21 protein-coding genes are annotated in these 24387 nt (G+C 60.3%); 11 read left to right on the top strand and 10 right to left on the bottom strand.

What is annotated here, in order from left to right; genetic code table 11:
* Positions 1–11: 11 nt before the first annotated feature.
* On the top strand, positions 12–701 hold the full coding sequence (locus tag HMPREF2698_RS13025; RefSeq protein WP_083303833.1) for a MerR family transcriptional regulator: 690 nt from the start codon (positions 12–14) through the stop codon (positions 699–701).
* Between the two features lie 184 nt (positions 702–885).
* On the top strand, positions 886–1281 hold the full coding sequence (locus HMPREF2698_RS10735) for a hypothetical protein (RefSeq protein ID WP_246819463.1): 396 nt from the start codon (positions 886–888) through the stop codon (positions 1279–1281).
* A gap of 30 nt (positions 1282–1311) precedes the next feature.
* Here the strand turns inward: HMPREF2698_RS10735 and HMPREF2698_RS10730 are convergent, their stop codons facing one another.
* Together HMPREF2698_RS10730 and HMPREF2698_RS10725 are read right to left on the bottom strand one after the other, a co-directional pair.
* Positions 1312–2049 carry a DUF2785 domain-containing protein gene (locus tag HMPREF2698_RS10730; protein ID WP_070564494.1) on the bottom strand — a complete coding sequence of 246 codons (738 nt, stop codon included), beginning with the start codon at positions 2047–2049 and terminating at the stop codon, positions 1312–1314.
* 219 nt (positions 2050–2268) lie between these two features.
* A complete protein-coding gene (locus tag HMPREF2698_RS10725; protein WP_070564491.1) occupies positions 2269–3900 on the bottom strand; it encodes an ABC-F family ATP-binding cassette domain-containing protein in 1632 nt (543 codons plus the stop codon).
* Positions 3901–4061: 161 nt separating this feature from the next.
* On the opposite strand from HMPREF2698_RS10725, the gene HMPREF2698_RS10720 reads away from it, so the two are divergent.
* Positions 4062–6074, top strand: a complete 2013-nt coding sequence (locus HMPREF2698_RS10720; protein ID WP_070564488.1) for a fructose-specific PTS transporter subunit EIIC — start codon at positions 4062–4064, stop codon at positions 6072–6074.
* Here HMPREF2698_RS10720 and HMPREF2698_RS10715 read toward each other — a convergent pair.
* Genes HMPREF2698_RS10715 through HMPREF2698_RS10685 form a run of 7 tightly spaced genes read right to left on the bottom strand, consistent with a single transcriptional unit; the run spans position 6071 to position 12346 of the window.
* Positions 6071–6496 carry a metal-sulfur cluster assembly factor gene (locus tag HMPREF2698_RS10715; RefSeq protein WP_070524254.1) on the bottom strand — a complete coding sequence of 142 codons (426 nt, stop codon included), beginning with the start codon at positions 6494–6496 and terminating at the stop codon, positions 6071–6073. The genes HMPREF2698_RS10720 and HMPREF2698_RS10715 overlap by 4 nt on opposite strands.
* Entirely contained in the window at positions 6497–6946 is a 450-nt protein-coding gene (gene sufU / locus HMPREF2698_RS10710) for a Fe-S cluster assembly sulfur transfer protein SufU (RefSeq protein ID WP_070564486.1), read from the bottom strand. It abuts the gene before it with no gap.
* A complete protein-coding gene (locus tag HMPREF2698_RS10705; protein WP_070564483.1) occupies positions 6943–8190 on the bottom strand; it encodes a cysteine desulfurase in 1248 nt (415 codons plus the stop codon). The genes sufU and HMPREF2698_RS10705 overlap by 4 nt, the downstream gene beginning before the upstream one ends.
* Before the next feature lie 60 nt (positions 8191–8250).
* On the bottom strand, positions 8251–9009 hold the full coding sequence (gene sufC, locus HMPREF2698_RS10700; RefSeq protein ID WP_070524257.1) for a Fe-S cluster assembly ATPase SufC: 759 nt from the start codon (positions 9007–9009) through the stop codon (positions 8251–8253).
* Between the two features lie 27 nt (positions 9010–9036).
* Complete coding sequence (sufD, locus tag HMPREF2698_RS10695) at positions 9037–10227, bottom strand: Fe-S cluster assembly protein SufD (protein ID WP_070564479.1); 1191 nt, start codon at positions 10225–10227, stop codon at positions 9037–9039.
* Complete coding sequence (gene sufB, locus HMPREF2698_RS10690) at positions 10228–11673, bottom strand: Fe-S cluster assembly protein SufB (protein WP_070524260.1); 1446 nt, start codon at positions 11671–11673, stop codon at positions 10228–10230. It lies immediately after the preceding gene.
* Positions 11674–11695: 22 nt separating this feature from the next.
* On the bottom strand, positions 11696–12346 hold the full coding sequence (locus HMPREF2698_RS10685) for a helix-turn-helix transcriptional regulator (protein WP_154736555.1): 651 nt from the start codon (positions 12344–12346) through the stop codon (positions 11696–11698).
* A gap of 198 nt (positions 12347–12544) precedes the next feature.
* Here HMPREF2698_RS10685 and mptB point away from each other — a divergent pair, with 198 nt between their 5' ends.
* From mptB to HMPREF2698_RS10660, 5 genes are all read left to right on the top strand, one after another.
* Complete coding sequence (gene mptB / locus HMPREF2698_RS10680) at positions 12545–14308, top strand: polyprenol phosphomannose-dependent alpha 1,6 mannosyltransferase MptB (protein WP_070564476.1); 1764 nt, start codon at positions 12545–12547, stop codon at positions 14306–14308.
* Positions 14309–14314: 6 nt separating this feature from the next.
* A complete protein-coding gene (locus tag HMPREF2698_RS10675) occupies positions 14315–15229 on the top strand; it encodes an ABC transporter ATP-binding protein (protein WP_070564473.1) in 915 nt (304 codons plus the stop codon).
* 45 nt (positions 15230–15274) lie between these two features.
* Positions 15275–16036, top strand: a complete 762-nt coding sequence (locus tag HMPREF2698_RS10670) for an ABC transporter permease (protein WP_070564470.1) — start codon at positions 15275–15277, stop codon at positions 16034–16036.
* 82 nt (positions 16037–16118) lie between these two features.
* A complete protein-coding gene (locus HMPREF2698_RS10665) occupies positions 16119–17129 on the top strand; it encodes a COX15/CtaA family protein (RefSeq protein ID WP_070564468.1) in 1011 nt (336 codons plus the stop codon).
* Between the two features lie 102 nt (positions 17130–17231).
* Complete coding sequence (locus HMPREF2698_RS10660; protein WP_070564669.1) at positions 17232–18203, top strand: quinone oxidoreductase family protein; 972 nt, start codon at positions 17232–17234, stop codon at positions 18201–18203.
* 19 nt (positions 18204–18222) lie between these two features.
* On the opposite strand, the gene HMPREF2698_RS10655 is transcribed toward HMPREF2698_RS10660, so the two are convergent.
* A complete protein-coding gene (locus HMPREF2698_RS10655; RefSeq protein WP_070564465.1) occupies positions 18223–19167 on the bottom strand; it encodes a heme o synthase in 945 nt (314 codons plus the stop codon).
* Between the two features lie 340 nt (positions 19168–19507).
* On the opposite strand from HMPREF2698_RS10655, the gene tkt reads away from it, so the two are divergent.
* The 3 genes from tkt to zwf all read left to right on the top strand — a co-directional run bounded on the left by tkt (position 19508) and on the right by zwf (position 24379).
* Positions 19508–21583: a transketolase gene (gene tkt / locus HMPREF2698_RS10650; RefSeq protein ID WP_198531016.1), complete on the top strand. Its 2076-nt coding sequence runs from the start codon at positions 19508–19510 to the stop codon at positions 21581–21583.
* 44 nt (positions 21584–21627) lie between these two features.
* On the top strand, positions 21628–22716 hold the full coding sequence (gene tal, locus HMPREF2698_RS10645) for a transaldolase (RefSeq protein WP_070564459.1): 1089 nt from the start codon (positions 21628–21630) through the stop codon (positions 22714–22716).
* A 130-nt stretch (positions 22717–22846) separates the two neighbouring features.
* Positions 22847–24379 carry a glucose-6-phosphate dehydrogenase gene (gene zwf, locus HMPREF2698_RS10640; protein ID WP_083303832.1) on the top strand — a complete coding sequence of 511 codons (1533 nt, stop codon included), beginning with the start codon at positions 22847–22849 and terminating at the stop codon, positions 24377–24379.
* Positions 24380–24387: the final 8 nt, after the last annotated feature.

The following is a 24387-nucleotide window of genomic DNA, read 5'->3' as shown; positions in this document are numbered from 1 at the left end:
AGCTTTGTCCTATGAAGATATCGGACGTCGCCGCGGTCGCTGGATGCTCAGTTCGTTCTGTACGACATTTACACGAGACGGGCGCGGTCCCTGAACCCGCCCGCACCAGCGGGAACTACCGCGACTATTCTGTTTCTGACTTGGCTTCGGTGCTGCGCGCGCGTGCGCTGATCGACGCCGGTGTCCCCGTCGCCGACGTAAATCTGCCGGATGCTATCGATCGTTCATTTGGCGTGCTCGACGAGCGCATCGCTCGGCTCAAGAACCAACGTGAACGCTTACGCGCCCTTGCCCAAGCACCCAACGGGACTCCACGAGACATCCGCGAATCACTCAAAGAGGCGATCCATGATCCCGCGATGCTGCAGCTCGAGCTTGATTCTTGGGATCTGATGGCGCTGTGTGGTGTCGCGACGGAAGGAACCTGGCAACAACTGCGCAAGAACCTTGAAGACGCCGAATGTTTGAGAGTTCTCCGCGAGGTTGAATCGCTGTGGCGAAAACTGGGTGCATTGTCCCCGAATGATCGCGAGGTCACGGTAATCGTCGCCAAGCTGCAGCATTTAGGCGAACGTGGCCTCATGCGGGGAATCTATCCTACGTTGCGCCCAGGTAAGGTCCCGCTGAGTCCCACCGATGCACCGACAACTGGTGCACAGGGCAGAGCGCTCGCGGCACTGTCGGGAGCGCCACATGGATAGGATATGGGGATTCCTGGGAAAACATCCTGGATTCCGATTGGCAAGGTATGAACTTAGCCTCTACCGGGATTTGTGGCGTTGGATACGCGGCGAGACTTTGCTCCCCGCTGGTGCTCAGGCACTTCCCCACCCTCCGGGCAGGCTGCAAATGCTTGGGTTTGTCACCGCAGTGTTGGTGGTTGAAATGGTAGTCGTCCACCTGATTCTCCCCGCAGGTGTGGTGCGGGTTGTGGCGCTACTGGTGTCGCTGTGGGCCATCATTTTCGTGTGGGGGTTGATTGCCGCTGAGCGCATTCGCCCCAGTTATATCTCCGACGATGCTACCGTTCTGCGGCGCGGAAGAACTGTCTTCGCTGAGATACCAACTGCCGTTGTGCAGCACAAGAGCGTTGACCGCAGTTTTGCCTCAGCGATTGAAATACGCGATGGCGAGCTGACAGTAGGCGGCCCCACAGGCACGGACACCCTCCTGCAGCTGAGCTCGCCTGTTATGGCCACCCCGGATCGCTATCCTTGGCAGCGGCCCCAGCCGATGGAGGTTGATAGGGTGCGCTTCTTCAGTGCTGCGCGCGAACATTAAATGGCGCTTTCACTGGTGGAAAGAGAATACTTATGCGCCGGCGTTGCGGAGTTTGTCTTCGAGTTCCGCTATTAACGGTAGTGCTAGTTGCGCGCGGTCAACGTCGATTCCCCATTTCTCGGGTTCACTACGCACCATGTGCGCTGTGGCAGTGAGAAAGCGGGCGAAGTTTTCCACTACCGCGCGATTGCCATTGCGCACTCCCTCGTTGAGGACTGTATTGCTCAGGCGCTCAGTCCATATTTCTAGAATGTGCGGCGAGGTGCTCTTAGCAATCGTCGTGCACGCAGCACGCGCCAAGCGTTCTGCCTCATCGTCGTGCCACACTCCCCCTGGGACGCGCAGGCGGCAAGAAATAATTGCCGCACCCTCCACGGCAGGAATCATCCCCATGCGCACGCAGGTTTCTACATAGTCCGCGCCGTAGCCGACCGCCATGACGTGTCCGATGTCCTTGACTATGCCACGCGTGTCTTCTTCAGTGACATACCATGCGCGGAAGGTGAGATAGTCCTCGTAGTGAAAGTGGCCAGACTCAGCGAGGACAGTGAGTAAACGCGCGGCCATCACCTTGGTCCACACCTTGTCCGTGCGTAGATAGCCGGTGAGGCGATCCCGAACCTGGTCGATGTGTCCATCCCACTGCCCTGACTCAATACCTTCTTTAAGCTCGGCAAAGGCCCAGTCCACACGGACTTCAGGCCGCTTGCTCACCAAACCGGTAAGCAGTGGTTCAATGACAGAATCGAGGGTATCGGTGTGGCTCATGGCTTCAGTCCTCTCCTGCTGCAGCATGGCTGGGGTCGTAGCGCTACTAGACCCAGTGCGTGGGAAGCCGGAAGGACCCAAGAAAAGAGCCTTGAGCGGTGAGTGAGTGTGCCCCCGATTCTAGCGCACTATAGGTTTTATGGAAGGCCACCAAGTACCACGGTGACCAGAAGAACATAGAGCGTTACCGTTGCCGCTTCTGGGGCTGGGTACTAGCCCCTAGGCCAACTCAACGATCTCCATGTATTCGTCGTTCCACAAGTCCTCATCGCCGTCGGGCATGATGATGACACGCTCTGGGTTGAGGGCCTTTACCGCGCCTGGGTCGTGGGTTACCAGAACTACGGCACCGGTATAAGTACCGAGCGCATCGAGAACCTGCTCGCGGGACTGGGGGTCGAGGTTGTTCGTGGGCTCGTCGAGAAGCAGCACATTTGCGCGCGAGGACACGAGCGTGGCCAAGGAAAGACGCGTCTTTTCACCACCGGAGAGCGTGCCGGCGGGCTGCTCCAGCTTGTCCCCGGAGAACATAAAGGCGCCGAGTAGACCGCGCAAATCCTGCTGGCCTGCATCGGGGCAGGCCTCGATGGTGTTTTCCCATACCGTCTTGTCTGGGTCAATGTTGTCGTGTTCCTGGGCAAAGTAGCCGATGCGCAAACCATGGCCGGAGACGATACCGCCCTCACCGTCGGTGCGCTCCACGCCCGCCAGCAGTTTCAGCAGGGTCGTCTTTCCGGCACCGTTATAGCCCAGCACGACGACGCGTGAGCCCTTGTCAATGGCCAAGTCCACGCCCGCGAAGACCTCGAGCGAGCCATACATCTTGGTCAGGCCCTTCGCGTTCATCGGGGTCTTACCGCAGGGAGCCGGCTCCGGGAACTTGATGTGGGCAACCTTGTCAGCCACACGCACGTCATCGAGCTCGTTCATCATGCGCTCAGCGCGGTGCAGCATCTGCTTAGCTGCTGCGGCCTTCGTGGCCTTAGCGCCGAGCTTTGCGGCCTGCTTGTGCAGGGCGGCCGCCTTCTTCTCCGCGTTGGCGCGCTCACGGCGGCGGCGGGCCTCATCGGTCGCGCGGGCATCGAGATACTTCTTAAAGCCCATGTTGTAGACATCCGCCTCGGCGCGCACGGCGTCGAGGAACCAGACCTTGTTGCAGACGGCCTCGAGCAGGTCCACGTCGTGCGAGATCATGATGAGCCCGCCCTCATGCTTGGACAAGAAGCCGCGCAACCAGGTGATGGAATCTGCGTCGAGGTGGTTCGTAGGCTCGTCGAGAAGCAGCGTGGTCTGGGACTTGCCCGAGCCTGCCGACGCCGCGAAAAGAATCTGCGCTAACTCCACGCGGCGGCGCTGGCCGCCGGACAGCGTCTTGAGCTGCTGATCCAAGACGCGCTGCGGGAGGCCAAGGTTGTCACAGATCTGCGCGCACTCGGAATCCGCCTCGTAGCCGCCGAGGGAATGATATTCCTCTTCCAAGCGCGAGAACTTGCGGATGGCCTTATCGCGGAACTTTTCGTCCGCGGCCGTTTCCATCAGCTCCTGCTGCTTGGCCATGCGCCGCTTGATCTCATCGAGACCACGGGCAGAGAGCACGCGCTCACGCGCGGTCTGTTCGATGTTGCCCTCGCGAGAATCCTGCGGCAGGTAACCAATGGGGCCAGAGCGCGTTACCGAACCGCCATAAGGCTCGGTCTCCCCCGCCAAGATGCGCATCGTCGTGGTCTTTCCTGCGCCGTTGCGGCCGACCAGCCCGATGCGGTCACCCGGCTGTACGCGGAGGTGCTGGCCGGGGGCGTCGAGAAGCGTGCGTGCGCCCACGCGCACCTCGAAATCATTGGTCACAATCACGTCGAAACAGTCTAGCAACCAGGGCAGTTAAACCCGAACCCGCGGCAGGGCGCTGCTCGACGTAAAGCTAACGGTACGGAGGATAAGTCATCTGGGAATTCGTGGCCCGGATTCGGCGCGCTTGACCTATACAAGATGAAAGATGTGCCTACATTGACTTCATGAGTACATCAGCCACATCGAAACCGCCATTAATCCTCGCGATTACCGCCTGCCCAACTGGTATTGCGCATACCTACATGGCGGCAGAAAACCTCGAGGCCGCTGCCGCGGAACTTGGTTACCGGATCAAAGTTGAGACACACGGCTCAATCGGTGTCGAAGGCACCTTTAGCGCTAAGGACATCGAAGAAGCCGATGCCATCGTAATTGGCGCCGACACTGTGATTGCCAAGGATCGTTTCCGCGGCAAACGCTTGGCAGCAACGGGCGTCGATGAAGCTATTAAGCACCCAAAGGAGCCCCTCCGCCGTTCGCTGTCCGCGTCGAAATGGGAAGAAAAGCCTTCTGCCGAAGAGCCGAAGGGTTCTCAGCGCGAGGACAGCTCCGGTAACTCCAATGGCGTGCGCGCAGTGGGACAGACTCTCTACAAAGCGCTGATGAACGGTGTATCCCACATGATCCCGTTCGTGGTGACCGGCGGTCTCCTCATCGCAGTAGCACTGTCAATTGGAGGAACCCCGACGCCCGAAGGCTTGGCAATTCCCGAGGATTCCTTCTGGAATACGCTGAACGAGCTGGGTGGTTTGGCCTTTTCGCTCATGGTGCCGATTCTCTCCGGCTATATCGCGGTGGGCATTGCGGACCGTCCTGGGTTGGCGCCTGGTCTGATTACTGGCCTCATCGCTACGACTGGATCACTCTACGGATCTGAAGCAGGTGCCGGGTTCTTGGGAGGTATCGTCACCGGCATCCTGTCCGGCTATGTGGCGCTCGGGATCAAGAAGATTCCGGTGAACAAATACATTGCCCCGATTTGGCCGATCATCGTTATCCCGATTTTCACCACCCTCATTGTGGGTCTTATCTTCATTTACCTGGTCGGCTCACCGATAGCTGGTGCATTTGAAGCCATGACCGAGTACCTCGCAGGAATGCAAGGCTCCTCTGTCGTTGTGCTTGGCCTCGTTATCGGCGCGATGATCGCGTTTGACATGGGCGGCCCCTTCAACAAGACAGCGTTCCTCTTTGGTGGAGGCATGATTGCCGCTGGTAATGCAGCCCCTATGGGAATGGCCGCTACCGCTATCGCTGTACCGCCATTGGCGGTGGGCGCTGCCACCCTTGCCCGCCGTGCCTGGTTTAATAAGGCCGAAAAAGACGCCGGTATCGCCGCGCTTTTCATGGGGCTATTCGGCATTACGGAAGGCGCAATTCCCCTTGCCGCTGCACGCCCTCTGCAGGTCATTCCGGCGAACGTCATCGGCGGTGCGGTTGCCGGTGGCCTAGCAGGCGCATTCGGAGTTAAAGACCATGTCATGCACGGCGGCCCCATCGTCGCAGTGCTCGGTGCTGTCGACAACGTCGCGGGCTTCTTCGTGGCATTGCTTATTGGCGTTGTCGTCTGTGCATCAGTCATGCTCCTATTAATCGCACTTACTCAGCATAAGAAAACGACAGAGAAGAATGAGAGCAAGAGCGACCAGGGCGCTGCGGACAAAGCTTCAGCAAACGCGGCGGAAAGCTCGCATCTGGGACAACCACTGCTGTCTATCGAAACGGTGAGCCTCGACCACAGTCTGGGCAGTACTCGCGACGAAACCATCGAAGCACTAGTGCGGCTAGTTTCTCCTCGCCTTGCTGATCCTTCTGCGGTACTCACAGCGGCTCTTGAACGCGAGTCGAAGCACTCTACCGGCGTGGGCCATGGCGTGGCGATCCCGCATGCCCGTTCAGCTGGCGTGAAGGTTCCTACCTTGGCTTTTGCTCGCATTCCCGAAGCAATCACGTGGGCAGAGGGTGAGGAGCCCACAACGATGGTGTTCCTCATTGCCGTGCCAGACGACGCCGGCAAGCAACACCTCAAGCTGCTCTCCAAGCTGGCACGGGCAATCATGAAGGAGGACTTCCGCGTTCGCCTTCAGTCCGCTGCAACCCAAGAAGAAGCCGTCGATATCATCTCCTCGGCGCTGGATCCGGCGTCCTTGCCCACTGTGGGGCAGCGAAACGATTAGACCGCGAAGCCGAGGGCCTGGAGCATCTCGCGGCCCTCTTCGGTAATCATGTTCGGGCCCCACGGCGGCATCCACACCCAGTTGAGCTGGACGGCGTCGGCAAGCTTGTTGCCCACCACGACGTCGTCGATCTGCTCACCGATGACGTCAGTCAGCGGGCACGCCGGGGACGTCAGCGTCATGTTGATGACGCAGGTGTTCTTGCCGTCAATGTCCTCGAGCCAGAGGTCGTAGACCAGGCCCAAGTCAACAACGTTGATGCCCAGCTCCGGATCGATGACGTCCCGGAGGTATTCGGTGATGTCGAATGCCTTGGCAATCTGCTCTTCGGTCTGCTCAGGCTTTACACCGCCCCCGGCGAAGGAGGCGTTCTCGTCCTGATACGGGTCGGTCGGCTGGCTATCGTTAGTGGTATCCGCCATCTACTTCTCCAATTCAGTCAGCGCCTGCGCGGTGGCAGCCTGGAAGGCCTTCCACCCCAGCAGCGCGCACTTAACACGGGCAGGGAACTTGGCCACGCCGGCAAAAGCGACGCCATCCCCAATGATCTCGTCGTCTCCCTCAACTTCGCCGCGGGAAGTCACCATGCGGTCAAACTCCTCGAGCTTGGCGTTGGCCTCCTCCAACGGGATGCCTACGATTTCTTCCGCCATGACGGAGGTCGAAGCCTGCGAGATGGAGCAGCCTTCAGCGTCGTAGGACACGTCCTCCACAGTCTTGCCGTCGGCCGACAGCTTCACGCGCAGCGTGATCTCATCGCCGCACGAGGGGTTGACGTGGTGAACCTCAGCCTGGCCATCGCGCAGGCCGGAGAATTTCGGGTTCTTATAGTGGTCCAGAATTACATCCTGGTACATGGAATCTAGGTTCATTCGCTCACTCCAAAGAAAGCACGGGCAGCCCGCACCGCCTCTACGAGGGCGTCGACCTCGTCCTCAGTGTTGTACAGGTAAAAGCTAGCGCGTGCGGTCGAATTAGCCTTGCACGCGCGGTGCAGTGGCCACGCGCAGTGGTGACCAGTTCGGATGGACACTCCATGAGCATCAAGCACCTGGCCCAAATCATGCGGGTGGATGCCCTCCACGATGAAGGAGACCGCTCCCCCGCGATCCTCGGTGTTTTCGGGGCCGATGATGCGTAGACCAGGAATCTCGGAAAGCTTGTCCAAAGCCAATGCGGTGAGCTTCTGCTCGTGGGCGTGAATGGCCTCCATGCCAACTTCGCTCAAAAACTTCACCGCGGCCCCCAGACCAACGACCTGGCTGGTCATCTGAGTTCCGGCCTCGAAGCGAGTCGGCGGCTCGGCAAAGGTCGAGCCTTCCATCTTGACCACCTCGATCATGGAACCGCCGGTAAGGAAGGGCGGCAGCTGTGCTAGCAGCTCCGCCTTGCCGTAGAGCACACCGACGCCGGTTGGGCCGCACATCTTGTGCCCAGAGAACGCAGCGAAGTCCACGTCCAGAGCGTGGAAGTCCACCGGCATGTGCGGAACGGACTGGCATGCGTCCAGAACCACCATGGCGCCTACAGCGCGGGCACGGCGCACCAGTTCCTCGGCGGGGGCCACGGCTCCCGTCACGTTGGACTGGTGGGTAAAAGCCACGACCTTGACGGAGTCATCGAGCTCGAGCGAATCGAGATCAATGCGGCCGTCCTCAGTCATGGAGTACCACTTCAACGTCGCACCAGTGCGCTGACACAGCTCCTGCCACGGAACCAAGTTCGCATGGTGCTCCAATTCGGTGACGACGACGGTATCGCCCTCGCCGACATAAAGCTGACCCGCGCGCTCGTCGCTAAGCACGTAGGCAACTTCATTCAACGCTTCAGTGGCGTTCTTGGTGAAGGAAATCTCATCGCGGTCCGCGCCAACGAAAGCGGCAATGGCCTGGCGGGCGGACTCATACGCGTCATCGGCTTCCTCCGCCAACTGGTAGGAGCCGCGGTGCACCGGCGCATTGGTGCCGAGTACGAACTCCTCCTCGGCCTTCCACACCGGGAGGGGACGTTGCGAGGTCGCACCCGAATCCAGGTACACCAGTGGTTTACCGTCGCGCACGGTGCGCGAGAGGATGGGGAATTGCTCCCTGATCGCATTAACGTCTAGTTCAGACATAGGTCCTTGTGCTCGGTTCTTTATCTCTTGCGTGTTGTGGTGTGTGCAGCCTGGTGAGTTCTACTTGAGGAACTGCTCGTAGCCGTCCGCCTCAAGCTGATCAGCCAGCTCGGCGCCACCGGTCTTGATGACGTGTCCGTCTGCGAAGACGTGGACAAAGTCCGGGACGACGTAGTTAAGGATGCGCTTGTAGTGCGTGATGAGGAGGATGCCGCCCTTGGTTTCTTCCTGGTAGCGGTTAATCCCCTCGGAAACCACGCGCAGGGCGTCGACGTCCAGGCCGGAGTCGGTCTCATCCATGACTGCGAACTTCGGCTTCAGGATGTCCAGCTGCATGACCTCGTGGCGCTTCTTCTCACCGCCGGAAAAACCTTCGTTCACGGAACGGTGGGCGAAGGACTTGTCGATGGAGAGCTTCTCACGAGCTTCCGTGAGCTCCTTGTTCCACTCGCGCAGCTTCGGGGCCTCGCCACGAATAGCGGTCACGGCAGAGCGCATGAACTGCGACATCTTCACGCCCGGCACCTCGGTCGGGTACTGCATGGCGAGGAAGAGGCCAGCGCGGGCGCGCTCATCGACTTCCATCTCGAGGATGTTTTCGCCGTCGAGGAGCACCTCGCCCTCAGTAACCTCGTACTTGGGGTGACCGGCAATGACGTAGGACAGGGTGGACTTGCCGGAGCCATTGGGTCCCATGACGGCATGGGTCTCACCGGAGTTGATGGTCAGGTTGACGCCCTTGAGGATCTCCTTCGGCTCGCCGTCCTCCTCGTTGGGGAGCACCTGCGCGTGGAGATTCTTAATTTCCAGAGTAGACATTGAGTTGGTACCTGCTTTCGGGGAGTTTTAAGCGTTGATCTTGGCGAGCTCGTCGACGACGCGGGATTCCAGTTCCTCGCGCAGGGACTCGACCGGGATGCGTGAGATGACTTCGGAGAAGAAGCCGCGGATGATGAGGCGGCGTGCCTCGGCGGCCGGAATGCCGCGGGACATGAGGTAGAACAGCTCGAGGTCATCGAAGCGGCCCACAGTTGCGGCATGGCCGGCGCCGACGATCTCACCGGTCTGGATCTCCAGGTTCGGGATGGCGTCTGCACGTGCGCCCTCGGTGAGAATCAGGTTGTTGTTCGTCTCATAGGTGTCCGTGTTGTTCGCGTTCTTGCGGATGAGCACGTCACCGACCCAGCAGGTGCGGGCCTCCGGGGTGCGGGAAGCGGAGCCAGCCTCGGCCTTCTGCGCGGACGTAGCGCCCTGCAGCGCGCCCTTGTAGAAAACGCGGGAGCGGCAGTTCGGCACATCGTGGTCCACCAGCAGACGGTTCTCAAAGTACTGGCCGGCATCGGCGAAGTAGACGCCCAGCAGTTCGGCATCGCCGCCCGGGGCGTCGAAAACCACGCGTGGAACGAGGCGCACAATCTCGCCGCCGAAGATGGCGGTGTTGTGGCGCAGGACGGCGTCGCGGCCCACCTTCGCGATCTGGTGGGACAGGTGGACGGCGTCATCTTCCCAATCAGCGTCAACGACGACGGTGACGTGGGCGCCGTCGCCCAACACGAATTCAACATTGTCCGCGTGGGTGCCGGAGCCGACGTACTTCAGCACGATGGTGGCTTCGGCGTGGTGTCCCACGTGGATGGAGGTCGCACCAAAGGAGGTCACGCCCTCACCAGCACCGGTAATGGTGATCTCCACCGGCTGGTCCAACTGTGCCTCAGCGTCCACAGTGACAACCTGTGCTTCCGGCATGGAAGTCCAGGCCTGTGCGGCAACGCGGTCAGCAGGGGCGCCAGCGGTGCCGAGGCGGGCGTCGTCAGGCGCGACGGTTTCGGAGGTTACGCCTTCCGGAGCGGTGACGTCGATCTTCTGTGCGGTCGCCGGCGCAAACTCACCGTTGTGCAGGCCCCGCAGGTTACGCAGGGCGATAAAGCGCCACACCTCATCGCGGCCATGCGGGACCGGGAAGTCCTCCACATTGAATGACGTGAACTGGTCACCCTTGGTGACGTCAGCAGGATTAAATTCGTTGGAAGCTACCACTTAGCCCACCGATCCTTCCATCTGCAGCTCGATAAGACGGTTGAGCTCCAATGCGTATTCCATGGGGAGCTCCTTTGCAATCGGTTCAACGAAGCCGCGCACGATCATCGCCATGGCCTCTTCCTCGGCGATACCGCGGGACATGAGGTAGAACAACTGCTCCTCAGAGACCTGCGAAACGGTCGCCTCATGGCCCAAGGTGACGTGGTCGTTGCGGATATCGTTGTACGGATACGTATCCGAACGCGAGTTATTGTCCACCAGCAGCGCGTCACACTCGACGTTGGCCGTGGAATTGGCAGCGTTGGCGTTGACCTGCACCAAACCACGGTAAGCGGCGCGGCCACCATTGCGAGCCACCGACTTGGACACAATGTTGGAGGAGGTATTCGGCGCCATGTGGACCATCTTGGAGCCGGTGTCCTGCACCTGGTTGTCCGCCGCGAATGCCAGGGAGAGAACCTCGCCCTTAGCGTGCTCGCCGGTCAGCCAGCAGGAGGGGTACTTCATGGTGACCTTGGAACCGATGTTGCCATCAACCCATTCCATGGTGCCGCCCTCTTCCACCTTGGCGCGTTGGGTCACCAAGTTATAGACGTTGGTGGACCAGTTCTGAATGGTGGTGTAGCGGCAGCGGCCGCCCTTCTTCACGACGATCTCGATGACACCGGTGTGCAGTGAGTCCGAGTTGTAGATCGGAGCGGTGCAGCCCTCGATGTAGTGGACGTAGGCGTCCTCTTCCACGATGATGAGGGTGCGCTCGAACTGGCCCATGTTCTCCGTGTTGATGCGGAAGTAAGCCTGCAACGGGATGTCCACGTGGACGCCCTTCGGCACATAGACGAAGGAGCCACCAGACCAGCAGGCATTGTTCAGCGCGGAGAACTTATTGTCACCGGCCGGGATGACCGTGCCGAAGTACTCCTGGAGGATCTCCGGGTACTCGCGCACAGCGGTATCGGTATCGACGAAGATAACGCCCTGGGCTTCGAGGTCCTCACGAATCTTGTGGTAGACCACCTCAGACTCGTACTGGGCGGCAACACCGGAGACTAGACGCTTCTTCTCGGCATCCGGGATACCCAGCTTGTCGTAGGTCTCCTTAATATCTGACGGCAGGTCATCCCAGGTTTGGGCCTGCTTCTCAGTGGAGCGGACAAAGTACTTAATGTTGTCAAAGTCGATGTCGGACAGATCCGGACCCCACGTGGGCACCGGCTTCTTGTTGAAAACGCGCAGTGCCTTGAGTCGAGACTCAAGCATCCATTCCGGCTCGTTCTTCTTCTCCGAGATATCGCGGACGACGTCTTCGCTCAACCCTCGGTGTGCTGCCTGGCCGGCCGCGTCCGAATCGTGCCAGCCGTAGTCATATCCACCGATGGAGGAGATGATCTCATCATCGCTCATCTTGGTCTCAAGCCCTGGTGCTGGTTGTGCCTGTGTCAAAGCCCGCTCCTTTCTATGTTGATTAGTCTTTTTCCCGTTCCACCGCAGACGGCGGGACAGGTTTTAAGGGGATATTCGTGGTGCAGATTCCGTGGCCATCCGCGATGGAGGCCAAGGGCTGCACATGTTTGCCTAATAGCGCGGAGAAAACTTCTTGTTCAGCTTCACACAACTCCGGATGCTCAGCAGCCACATGGGCCACCGGGCAATGGTGCTGGCAAATCTGCACTCCATTTCCCACCGATGTCACCGTGGCCGCGTAGCCGTGTGCATCAAGCACAGCGGCCAGCTGGCGTGCCACCTCAGGTACGGATTCTTCCTCCTCTACCAAAGGGGTCACGTCTTCCACGAGCCGCTCGAAGCGGGCCTTGGCAAAGCGCCGGACCGCCTCGGGCCCTCCCGCTTCGCGCAACGCGGTGAGTGCTTCCGCCGCCAGTTGGTCATAGGCGTGCCCGAATTGGGCACGGCCTTGATCCGTGAGGCGGAAGTGCTTGGCGGGGCGACCACGGCCTGCCGACTGCCCGGGGCGGGCTGCTGGGCGGCGGTGTACAACCTCGGTGAGTCCTTCCTCCACCAAAATGTCTAAGTGCCGGCGTATGCCGGCTGCAGAGAGACCTAGGCGTTCACCTAAGTACGACGCCGTCACCGGGCCGTCCTTGAGAAGCAACAACATGACGTGGCGGCGAGTATCGCCCTCGGTCGAGCGAGTCTCCCTGGGTAACTCCTTCGTCACGGTGCACACCTCCTTGAGTGAATCATTCCCTGTTTAGACAACACTAGTGTTCCTTAATTCATTCCCAATTTCCACTCTTTCCTTCGTGTCGCGGGCAGCTAGTTCCCGCTCACCACTGAGCCGCTAAGGTAGACAGTCATGAATATGGAACGCGACTACACCCGATCGGGGCGACTGCCCCGCGTCATCTGGGGCGTGCGCGATGAGCTTCCCCGCATGGGTGTTCCTGGTTCCCGTTCCGCGCTCCTTCACCAAGACTTCCCCGACTCCGCCGAGGGCGCAGATCACGCCGCGCTTGGCGACGCCCACCGCCGCACCATCTCCCAGCTGCGTACACTGTTCACGCTTCGCTGGCTCGGCACGATCGGCGCATTGCTCATTGCACTCGGCGGCCTGGGCGCCGGCGCGCTCCCAGTGGTGGGAAACCCGTATGAGTCCTTACCTTTCGGTTCACTCATGTCACGAATGCTGCAGTCTTCCTCCGCCATCGTGTTTATCGGTGTCGGTTTCATGGTGACCGCGTGGATTTGTATGGCCCCACTCGTGGGAGCACCACTGCGCCTGCGCAAGGCCGAGCACAATCCAAAGCTAACGGGCGACGGGGAAGATACGAGGTTTAGCCACTCCCCACGAGTGCTGACGCAAAGCCAGATGTGGCGAACCTGGCTGGGATGGGTACTTCCACTACTGGTCACCGCTCCCCTTTTCACCCAAGACATCTACTCCTACCTGGCCAACGGATCCATCGTGCTGCAAGGCCTCGATCCCTATTCCGCAGGCCCCGTCGAACTGCTGGGTGCCGATAACGACCTTGCCCGTTCCGTCCCATTCATCTGGGCAAACTCCCCCTCCCCGTATGGCCCTGTGGCGTTAGGACTGGCCGCATTGGTCAGCTGGCTCACCCACGACTCCATCATCTGGGGTGTAGTCCTGCACCGAGTGTTTTCCCTCGTCGGCATTATCGCTGCTGGCTGGGCCATTTCGCGTCTTGCCGCCCGCTGCCGGGTGGCGCCGGAGGCCGCACTCTGGCTCGGCATCCTCAACCCCTTGACCATCCTTCACCTGGTAGGAGGCATTCACAATGAATCCTTCATGCTAGGGCTGGCTCTCGTCGGAGTGGAATTGGGCCTTCGGGCTGTCAACGATTCCCACGCCGCCCGTTGGCGGGTATGGGCACTGTTCATCGCGTCTGGCGTCCTCATTTCGTGCGCCGGCATGGTGAAAGTTACCGGCTTTATTGGACTTGGGTTTGTCGGTATGGCGGCTGCTCGCGGGCTCGTTGACAAGCACGGTGTGCCCGCCGTCCGGGCGGTCCTTGGCGCCGGTCTCGCCCAGCTGCTTCTGCTCGCCGTCTCTATTGCGGCAGTCACGATAATCACGGGTATCGATATTGGATGGATCTTTGGTCAAGGCGGCGCGGCTACGATCCGTTCCTGGCTCTCTGCGACAACCTCCGTGGGCGTCGGCGCCGGCTTCCTCGGGATGCTGTTGGGTTTGGGCGATCACACCGAGGCCATTCTCAGCGTCACCCGCACTGTCGGCGTCATCATTGCCGCCGGTTTTATGCTCCGCATGCTGTATGCGACCTTCCGCGGAGCCATCCACCCGGTGGGCGGACTCGGTGTGTCCACCTTCGCGCTCGTGGTTTTCTTCCCCGTCGTCCAGCCTTGGTACATCCTGTGGGCCGTGCTGCCGCTCGCGGCATGGGCAAACCGGCGTTTCTTCCGTATGGCGGTAATGATTTACTCCGGGTTGATGAGCTTCATCGTCCTACCGCGCGGGCTAGGCCTGCCCCCAGGCACGGTCTTCGTTATCTACCTAGCCGCTGTGGTGACGTTCGTAGCACTGATCGCTGCGGGGTGGGTTGCGTTGCGCCGAGCGGGCGTGCGTGTCTTAAACTAACTGCCCGTGACTAGATCGGCTCTCATCCTAGAAAACGTCAAAAAGACCTATGGCGACGTCAACGCGGTTAATGGGCTGAGTTTCCGCGCTAATTACGGCGAGATTCTATGTCTGCTTGGCCCCAATGGTGCGGGCAAGACAACCACCATCGAGATGTGTGAAGGATTTAAGAAACCCACCTCCGGTCACATTGAGGTTCTGGGGCTTGACCCTGCACGCAACCCTGACGCGGTGCGCGCCCGCATTGGCATCATGCTGCAGGGCGGAGGTTCTTATTCCGGAATCAAGGTTAAGGAGATGCTGCAACTTAGCGCCTCCTATAACGACAATCCCTTAGACCCGGAATGGCTACTGGATACCCTAGGGCTGCGCGCGGTGGAAAAGAATAGTTACCGCCGTTTGTCGGGCGGGCAGCAACAGCGGCTTTCTCTCGCCTTGGCCATCATTGGACGTCCAGAATTGGTCTTCCTCGATGAACCCACGGCAGGTATGGACGCGCAATCGCGCCTTGCCGTGTGGGATCTCATCCGTGCGTTGCGTGCAGATGGCGTGACAGTCATCCTCACCACGCACCTCATGGATGAAGCGGAAGCACTCAGCGACCGCGTGGTCATTATTGATCACGGCCAGCTCGTCGCCAGCGGCACCGCAGCGTCGCTGACGAGTTCCGCTGATATCCCACAGGTGAGTTTTGAGACCGCGACTCCAGTGGACCTTGAGGCGCTGCGTAAGGCAGGCATCTCCGCCGACGCTACCCGCCCCCTCCACTACCGCCTTACCTCTTCGGTCAGCCCAGAGGTCATCGCAGCGCTCGCCACGTTCTTAGCCGCGCACAACATTGTCCTCCGCAACCTGCAAACCTCGCACCGTAACCTCGAAGAGGTCTTCCTAGATCTCACTGGCCGCGAGATGCGCAGTTAGCCCGCATCTGACACCTACCACTTTGTTTGATCAAGGAGAAGCTCCATGAGCACCTTCGCACCCGGCACATTCAGCCCGAATCCGCAGCGCGTTGGCGTTGCCGCCATGGCCCGTGCCCAAGGGGCAATCGAGTCAAAGCTGATGCTGCGGCACGGCGAGCAACAGCTACTGAGCATCATCATTCCGCTCGCTATCCTGATCGGCGCCGCCAAGATGCAGGACAGTACGGGCCACGGCGTAGAGGAGATCTTCCCCATGGTCCTAGCCGTCGGCGCTACATCCTCTGGGTTTACCGGCCAAGCTATTTCTCTGGCTTTCGACCGTCGCTATGGCGCGCTCAAACGAACGGGCGCATCAGGAGTTCCGGCTTGGGCCATCGTGGTGGGAAAGATCCTTGGCGTTCTTTCAATGGTGGTACTTCAAGTCCTTGTACTGGGCACAGCAGCTGCCATCCTCGGGCTGCATATTACTGCCGGCGGTGCCGCCATCGGTGTGGTGGTGTTGGCGTTTGGTGTCGCCACATTTACAGCGCTCGGCTTGCTGCTCGGCGGGACCCTCAGTTCAGAGGCTGTCCTGGCGGTGTCCAACCTCATTTGGTTCATTCTGCTCGGTACCGTCGGCTGGGTGATGTATTCCCAGGGTCTGGGCGATAATGGAGTGCTCACGCTCGTGCCCACTGTGGCGATGGCCGGTGGGCTCGACATCGCTCTTAAAGGAGCATTCCCTGTCTTTGAGATCCTCGTCCTCATCGGGTGGTCAGCGGTAGCGTCGTTTGCAGCGGTGCGTTGGTTCCGCTTCGAGGGCTAAAAGTGATTCTTCTCCCTTGCACGGCGTGACGCACATACTGATTTTGGTTTCGAAGCGGTGCCGAACGGTAGGCTGAGTACCCGTGAGTACTGCCAACATTTCTTCTCAACGCACCCCTGCGCCTGCTACAAGTCCTGCAGGCCCCTCGCTGAAGACACAGCGCATTATCGCACTCGTCCTCTTAATCTGTCAGGCTGGCATTACAGTATCGGGTTCCATCGTCCGCGTGACCGGTTCCGGCCTTGGTTGCGTGACGTGGCCCAACTGCCACCCCGGCTCCCTCGTTCCTATCCAGGGCGCGGCCCCCATGCTGCACCAGGCCATTGAGTTTGGTAACCGCCTGCTGACCTTTGTTGTGGCGGCGGCGGCCATCGCCAGCATTGTGGCCGTTCACAAGGCGCAGCGCCGCAAGGAGCTCAAGGTCTATGCCTGGGCGGGGCTCGCAGGTATCTTCGTGCAGGCACTCATTGGTGCCCTGTCGGTCGTGCTGAAGCTTTCTTGGTGGAGTGTGGCAATTCACTTCCTCCCCTCTATGGCCCTGGTGTGGATTGCGGCCATGCTGTTCTCCCGCATCAACGAACCCGATGACGGAACCCCTACTCGCCTCTTCCCCGCCGCCGTGCGCACGCTCGCGGTCGTTGCTGCGGTAGCGCTCTCCATCGTGCTTCTCACCGGTACCTTTGTCACCGGCTCTGGAACACACTCCGGCGACGCTGGCGTGGGCATGGAGGGGCGCCTCGGTGTCGATACCTATGGCATGGCCGTCATCCACGCTATCTGCATGTACGTTTACTTGGCACTGACCCTCATTGTGGTCTTCCTCCTTCACCGCACTGGTGCACCCAAGGCGGCCAGGAAGGCCGGCTGGGTGCTCATTGCCTGCATCGTCATCCAATGGGCTCTTGGCGTAACGCAGTTCTACCTGCACATTCCACGCTGGACAGTCCCCTTCCACGTTGGGATGTCCTCGGTGGTTACGGCCTTCACCGCCCTACTGTGGGCGCATGGACTGCGCCGCGTCCGCACCACTGAAGCTGCTTCTTCCAGCGCTACTCAACCTGGTGTCGAAAGCAACTCCGCAACCCAAAGCTAGGACAACCCGGTAGGTGCTCACAGCGCCGTCTTCCCCACCACGCTAGGAGGAAGGCGGCGCTTTTGCTGCGCGGGGGCCGGGGTGTCGTTTAGCCTAGACACCATGCATGCTATTCAGGTGACCACGACCGGAGGGCCTGAGGTCCTCACCTACGCCGAGGTAGATTCCCCCACGCCATCGCAGGAGCAGTTGCTTGTCGACGTCTCCGTGGCCGGCGTCAACTACATCGACACCTACTACCGCGAAGGCATCTACAACGCCTCTGTGCCTTTCATCCTCGGCCTCGAAGGCACCGGCCGGGTTGTGCACGATCCCCAGGGGGAGATCGCCCCGGGCACGATGGTTGCCTGGGATCACGCATTCGGTTCCTATGCCGAGCAAGTCTGTGTGCCGCGCGACCGCGTGGTGGCCGTCCCGGATGAGATCCCGTCCGCCGTCGCAGGGTCCATGCTCCTCCAAGGCATGACGGCACACTACCTCACTCACGGTGTATATCAGCTTGGGGAAGGCGCATCGTGCCTCATTACCGCCGGTGCGGGCGGCGTCGGCCTAGTCCTTACGCAGATGGCCAAGTCCCTCGGCGCCACCGTTTACTCAGTGGTCTCCACGGACGAGAAAGAAGAACTGGCCTATAACGCAGGTGCTGACTGTGTCTTCCGCTACAGCAGTGGCCTAGCCGAACAGGTACGCCGCCACAACGGTGGGCGTGGGGTCGACGTGGTTTACGACGGCGTCGGCAAGGCGACCTTCGGCGAGTCCCTCGAAGTCGTGCGCCCGCGCGGTACTGTGGCGCTCTTCGGCGCCGCATCGGGACCAGTCCCGCCCATGGATCCGCAGCTGCTGAATAAGCACGGCTCCATCTTCCTCACCCGCCCCTCACTCGGCGCCTGGACCTCCCAAGAAGGCGAGTTCCAGATGCGCGCTCAGGCCGTGGTGCAGGCGGTTATCGACGGCGAGCTTGACTTCCGCGTATCTGCAGAATACCCGCTTGCAGAAGCCGCTCAGGCCCACCGCGACCTCCAAGAGCGCAAGACCACCGGCTCAATTGTTTTGCGCGTGCGGGAGGAAGAATAGCTAGATAAACACTAGCTAATTAAAAGAGCGTGGCTGACCAACCCAGCATGCGCCCGATGGGCTCCCAACCCACGATGGCGTCGATGGACAGGCCGATGAAAAGAACTGACAGATAGTTGTTGGAGTAGATAAACAGGCGCATGGGCTTGACCTTTGCGCCCTTCTTTACTCCTTGGTGCAGGCTGATGGCCATCCACAGGAAGACCGCACCGGAAGCCACCGCGGCCACCAGATAGATCCACGAAGCGGCCGGGATGATGAGGAAGGTTACGATGACCGTTCCGATTGTGTACCAAACGATTTGGCGAGTTACTTCCACTTCTCCGGCAACAACGGGCAACATCGGTACCCCAGCCTTGCGGTAGTCCTCTTTGTACTTCATTGCGAGTGCCCACGTGTGTGGTGGGGTCCAGAAGAAAATGATGAGGAACAACACCACGGCCTGCCACCACTTATCGGGCTCCCCCGCGGGCGCGTTATCCCGAATCACTGCCCAGCCCACCATGGCGGGCATACAGCCAGCGAGACCGCCCCACACGATGTTCTGGGAATTCCGCATCTTGAGAAACTTCGTGTAGACGATGACGTAGAAAAAGTTGGTCAACAGCACGAAGAACGCGGCCAGCCAAGAATGCGCCAGCACGCCCAACCAAAAGACGGACAGCGCGAGCATGCCCCAGGCAAAGGCGGCGGCATTACGGCGCGAAATGGTCTTGCGCACCAGCGGACGAGCGCGCGTGCGTTGCATCTTCTGATCGATTTCATAGTCCACAACGTTGTTGAACGTGTGGGCTGCTGCGGCACCCATCCAGCCACCAAAGATGGTGGATAAGATGAGCCAGAAATTCGACGACACCGCCTCGAATCCACGCTGGGCCTGGAGCATAGCCGGGATTGCTGCCACGAGGAGGAGCTCAATGATCCTCGGTTTCGTTAGCGCAAAATAGGCCTTGATAGTCTCCAAGGAACAGTCCTCCGTAAATCCGGCACGTGGGTGAATGGCTTATTGATCTGAAGTAGTGGTCGTCTGCTCGTGCTAGAAAGTTCCCAAGGACGTCTAGAACACATCCTGAAAACCTCGTGGCGAGAATCCAGATCATTCTCCGGAGAAAACTCGCCGGCCACTGGCCGATAGCAGGGAGCAACGGCGTCAACCATGCCAGATTACCGTCCGAAACCTGGTTTCTATAATCCCCCGCCGAGGATCGAAAAACCTTTACACTGATAAACGGTATATCTGTTTCCAGAAGCGAAGTGAGGTTTTCGCCGTGTCGCACGATAAGTTGTCCCCGGAACTGCAGGCTATGGTCCAGCGCCGCTACCCTTCGGACTGGAGTGACCTCGATACCCGCGCTGTGGATACTGTTCGCGTGCTCGCTGCCGACGCAGTCCAGAACTGCGGCTCCGGCCACCCGGGTACCGCTATGTCCCTGGCCCCGTTGGCCTACACGCTCTACCAACGCGTGCTAAACCACGATCCAGCAGACGTCCACTGGGCCGGGCGCGACCGCTTCGTCCTTTCCGTCGGACACTCGTCCCTGACGCAATACATTCAGCTCTTCCTCGGTGGCTTCAGCCTCGAGATGGAGGACCTGAAGTCCTTGCGCACCTGGGGTTCCAAGACGCCCGGCCACCCGGAGGTGCACCACACTGACGGCGTAGAAATCACCACCGGCCCGCTGGGCCAGGGCCTGGCCTCCGCGGTTGGTATGGCAATGGCAGCGCGCAAGGAGCGCGGATTGTTCGACGCTTCCGCCCCAGCGGGCGAGTCTCCCTTCGATCACTTCATCTACGTCATCGCCTCGGACGGAGACCTTCAAGAGGGCGTGACTGCTGAGGCTTCGTCCTTGGCAGGCACTCAAAAGCTCGGCAACCTCATCGTCTTCTGGGATGACAACCGCATCTCCATTGAGGACGACACCAACATTGCCTTCAATGAGGATGTGGCCAAGCGCTACGAGGCCTACGGCTGGCATGTGCAGACCGTCGAATCCGGCGAGGACGTTGAAGCCATCGAGGCAGCCGCTGCTGCTGCCCGCGCCGAGACCTCCCGGCCTTCCTTCATCCGTGTGAAGACGGTCATCGGCTACCCGGCACCGAACAAGATGAACACCGGTGGCGTCCACGGCGCCGCCCTCGGTGAGGATGAGGTCGCCGCCACCAAGGAAGTCCTCGGCTTCGATCCCACACAGTCCTTCCACATCGACGAGGAAGTCCTCGCTCACACCCGCGAGCTGACTGCCCGCGGTGCACAAAAGCACGCCGAATGGCAGGAGAAGTTCGACGCATGGGCTGCGGCCCACCCGGAGGAAAAGAAGCTCTTCGACCGCCTCCAGGCCCGGGAACTTCCGGCTGACTTCGCCGCTGACCTTCCCACCTGGGAGGCAGGCGAATCTCTGGCCACGCGCAAGGCCTCTGAGGCCGCCATCCAAGCGCTCGCAGCCTCCCTGCCGGAGATGTGGGGCGGCTCCGCCGACCTGGCGGGTTCCAACAACACTGTCATCAAGGGCGCGGATTCCTTCGGCCCGGAGTCCATCACCACGGGTGCCTGGACGGCCACGCCTTACGGCCGCAACCTGCACTTCGGTATTCGTGAGCACGCCATGTCCGCAATCATGAACGGCATCGCGCTGCACGGTAATACCCGCGTTTACGGCGGTACCTTCCTCATCTTCTCCGAGTACCAGTACCCGGCTGTGCGCCTCGGTGCGCTCATGTCTACTGATACCTACTACGTGTGGACCCACGACTCGATTGGTCTGGGTGAGGACGGCCCGACCCACCAGCCGGTAGAAACCCTCGCAGCACTGCGTGCCATCCCGAATCTCTCCGTCATCCGTCCGGCAGATGCCAACGAAACTGCCCAGGCATGGGCCGCGGCGATGGAATACAAGGCAGCGCCGAAGGGTTTGGCGCTGTCCCGACAGAACCTGCCCGTGCTCGAGGGCACCAAGGAGAAGGCCGCCGAAGGTGTTCGCCGCGGCGCCTACGTCCTCGTTGAAGCATCGAAGGAAACCCCGGACGTCATTCTCCTCGCCACCGGTTCCGAGGTTCAGCTCGCGGTAGAAGCCGCCAAGCAGCTCGAGGCTGAAGGCACGGCAACGCGCGTTGTCTCCGCTCCGTGCCTGGAGTGGTTCGACGAGCAGGACGCCTCCTACCGCGAATCTGTCCTTCCCTCCTCGGTCCGCGCTCGCGTCTCCGTGGAGGCTGGCATCTCGATGCCGTGGCACAAGTACACCGGTACCTTCGGCCGCACTGTATCCCTGGAACACTTCGGTGCCTCCGCACCGGCGGCGGAGCTCTTTGAGAAGTTCGGCTTCACCGCCGACGCTGTTGCCGACGCCGCCCGGGAATCACTGAACGCTGCCAAGGAAAGCTAGTTTCCCGTTCCGAGTTCTCACCACGAAAGGATCTGCACAACACCATGACGCATATTGATGAATTGGCTCGCCTCGGGACGTCGACCTGGCTCGACGATCTTTCCCGCGAGCGCCTAGACTCCGGCAATCTTCGTGAGCTCTTGGACACCAAGTCCATCGTGGGCGTCACCACGAACCCAGCCATCTTTGCCGCGGCAATGTCCTCCGGCACCTCCTATGACGCCGACATCGCAGCGCTGAAGGAAAAGTCCGCTGCCGCAGATGAGGCGGTGTACTCGCTGGCAATCGACGACGTCCGCAACGCATGCGATATCTTCACTGAGATTTACGAGAAGTCGGGCGGGCGCGACGGCCGCGTCTCCATCGAGGTTGACCCACGCATCTCCGCCGATGCAGACGCAACCTTGAAGCAGGCGCGCGAATTGTGGGCCAAGGTTGACCGCCCCAACCTCATGATCAAGATTCCGGCTACGGAAGGCTCCCTACCAGCCATCACCGAGGCGCTTGCGGAAGGTATCTCCGTCAACGTCACCCTAATCTTCTCCGTAGAGCGTTATGCCCACGTCATCGCTGCGTACAAGGAGGGAATCAAGCGCGCTGCCGAGGCTGGCAAGGACGTCTCCACGATTCATTCCGTGGCATCCTTCTTCGTCTCCCGCCTGGATACCGAAGTGGACAAGCGCCTCGAGCTGATCGGCACTGAGGAGGCCCTCGCACTGCGTGGAAAGGCCGGGGTTGCCAACGCCCAGCGTGCCTATGCCCTGTTCCTCAAGGAATTCAAGGAGCCAGGCGCACACCTGTCGTCTGGTGCACACCCGCAGCGCCCCCTGTGGGCGTCGACGGGCGTCAAGAACCCCGACTACCCCGCCACGCTGTACGTCTCCGAGCTAGCTGGCCCAGATACCGTCAACACAATGCCGGAGAAAACCATCGATGCCGTTCTCGAACAGGGCAACCTGCACGGCGACGCTCTCAGTGACTCTGCTGAGCAGGCAGAGAACGTGTGGTCACAACTGAAGGCAGTCGGCATCGACTTCGACGATGTTTTTGCTGTGCTGGAGAAGGAGGGCGTCGACAAGTTCGTCAACGCCTGGGAGGAATTGCTTGCCTCCATGACTGATCGCCTCTCCTAATCGAACGTGAATTCTTGACCGCCTACAATCGCCGCGCGCACCGCAAATGGCCATGCAACTATGGTCGGCGGGGCGCGTGTCGCTATGCTGGGCTGTTGGACTTACCTCACACAGACCGAAAGGACACTTAGTGAGCACTAGCAGCGCGTGGGTCAACCCGTTGCGCAACTCGAAGGATAAGCGCCTGCCACGCATCGCCGGCCCCTCTGGCATGGTGATTTTCGGCGTCACGGGTGACTTGGCGCGCAAGAAGCTCCTCCCCGCCATCTACGACTTGGCCAACCGCGGATTGCTTCCGGCAGGCTTCACTTTGGTCGGCTACGGCCGTCGCGACTGGGACAAGCAGGCATTCTGTGACTATGTCCGCGAGGCCGCCGAAGCAGGTGCGCGAACCACCTTCAACCAGCATGTGTGGGAGCACCTTGCCAAGGGAATCGAGTTTGTGCAGGGCAACTTCGATGACGCCGGCTTTGACAAGCTTTCTGCGCGGCTGGCGGAGCTCAATGACTCCCGCGGCACGGGTGGAAACTGGGCCTACTATCTTTCGGTACCGCCGGAGTTTTTCTCCGATATTTGCCACCAGCTTGAGCGCGTCGGTATGGCCGATAGCACGGATAATTCCTGGCGCCGCGTCATCATTGAAAAGCCATTCGGACACGATCAGGCTTCCGCGCGCGAGCTCAACGAGATTGTCAACGCCGTCTTCCCTGAGTCCTCGGTTTTCCGCATCGACCATTACCTGGGCAAGGAAACGGTCCAAAACATCATGGCCCTGCGCTTTGCCAACCAGATTTTCGAGCCAATGTGGAATGCGCATTACATCGATCACGTGCAGATCACGATGGCTGAGGACATCGGGCTGGGCGGGCGTGCCGGCTATTATGACGGCATCGGCGCCGCGCGCGACGTCATCCAAAACCACCTCCTCCAATTGCTTGCTCTCGTAGCAATGGAGGAGCCCTCCTCCTTCGACCCCGAGGCTCTTCAGGCGGAAAAGATTAAGGTGCTGCGAGCCACCAACGCCGTGCATCCGCTGAACAAGACCACTGCGCGTGGCCAATACTCCGCCGGCTGGCAGGGATCGCAATATGTCAAAGGCCTCCGGGAGGAAGAGGGTTTTGATCCGGAATCCACGACGGAAACCTATGCAGCCTGCACTCTTGAGGTCAATTCCCGCCGCTGGGCGGGCGTTCCTTTCTACCTGCGCACTGGCAAACGCCTAGGCCGCCGTGTGACTGAAATTGCGCTCGTGTTTAAGACAGCACCCCACCAGCCTTTTGATCAAGGCCAAGCTGAGGCTCTAGGCCAGAATGCCGTGGTGATCCGCGTTCAGCCAGATGAGGGCGTCACCATGCGCTTTGGTTCCAAAGTCCCCGGATCCACGATGGAGGTCCGTGATGTCAACATGGACTTCGCGTATGCCGAGGCCTTTACGGAGGAATCTCCCGAGGCCTATGAGCGCCTGATTCTCGACGCCCTCCTTGACGAGTCTTCCCTCTTCCCCACCAATGAAGAGGTTGAGTTGTCTTGGTCCATCCTCGATCCCATCATTGAATACTGGTCCAACATTGGTCAGCCGGAGCAATACCGCGCCGGCACGTGGGGACCGGAGTCTGCCGATAAAATGCTGCGCCGCCGGGGACATTCCTGGCGTCGTCCGTAGGTCCCTAG

The sequence above is a fragment of the Corynebacterium sp. HMSC072A02 genome, from assembly GCF_001810085.1.
Taxonomy (GTDB): domain Bacteria; phylum Actinomycetota; class Actinomycetes; order Mycobacteriales; family Mycobacteriaceae; genus Corynebacterium; species Corynebacterium hesseae.
This window is presented reverse-complemented; position numbering and strand designations above follow the sequence as displayed.

Coding starts and splice junctions, on each gene's coding strand:
- HMPREF2698_RS13025 (WP_083303833.1), top strand. CDS start 12: ATGAAGATATCGGACGTCGCCGCGGTCGCTGGATGCTCAGTTCGTTCT.
- HMPREF2698_RS10735 (WP_246819463.1), top strand. CDS start 886: ATGGTAGTCGTCCACCTGATTCTCCCCGCAGGTGTGGTGCGGGTTGTG.
- HMPREF2698_RS10730 (WP_070564494.1), bottom strand. CDS start 2,049: ATGAGCCACACCGATACCCTCGATTCTGTCATTGAACCACTGCTTACC.
- HMPREF2698_RS10720 (WP_070564488.1), top strand. CDS start 4,062: ATGAGTACATCAGCCACATCGAAACCGCCATTAATCCTCGCGATTACC.
- HMPREF2698_RS10715 (WP_070524254.1), bottom strand. CDS start 6,496: ATGGCGGATACCACTAACGATAGCCAGCCGACCGACCCGTATCAGGAC.
- sufU (WP_070564486.1), bottom strand. CDS start 6,946: ATGAACCTAGATTCCATGTACCAGGATGTAATTCTGGACCACTATAAG.
- HMPREF2698_RS10705 (WP_070564483.1), bottom strand. CDS start 8,190: ATGTCTGAACTAGACGTTAATGCGATCAGGGAGCAATTCCCCATCCTC.
- sufC (WP_070524257.1), bottom strand. CDS start 9,009: ATGTCTACTCTGGAAATTAAGAATCTCCACGCGCAGGTGCTCCCCAAC.
- HMPREF2698_RS10685 (WP_154736555.1), bottom strand. CDS start 12,346: ATGTTGTTGCTTCTCAAGGACGGCCCGGTGACGGCGTCGTACTTAGGT.
- mptB (WP_070564476.1), top strand. CDS start 12,545: ATGAATATGGAACGCGACTACACCCGATCGGGGCGACTGCCCCGCGTC.
- HMPREF2698_RS10670 (WP_070564470.1), top strand. CDS start 15,275: ATGAGCACCTTCGCACCCGGCACATTCAGCCCGAATCCGCAGCGCGTT.
- HMPREF2698_RS10660 (WP_070564669.1), top strand. CDS start 17,232: ATGCATGCTATTCAGGTGACCACGACCGGAGGGCCTGAGGTCCTCACC.
- tkt (WP_198531016.1), top strand. CDS start 19,508: ATGGTCCAGCGCCGCTACCCTTCGGACTGGAGTGACCTCGATACCCGC.
- tal (WP_070564459.1), top strand. CDS start 21,628: ATGACGCATATTGATGAATTGGCTCGCCTCGGGACGTCGACCTGGCTC.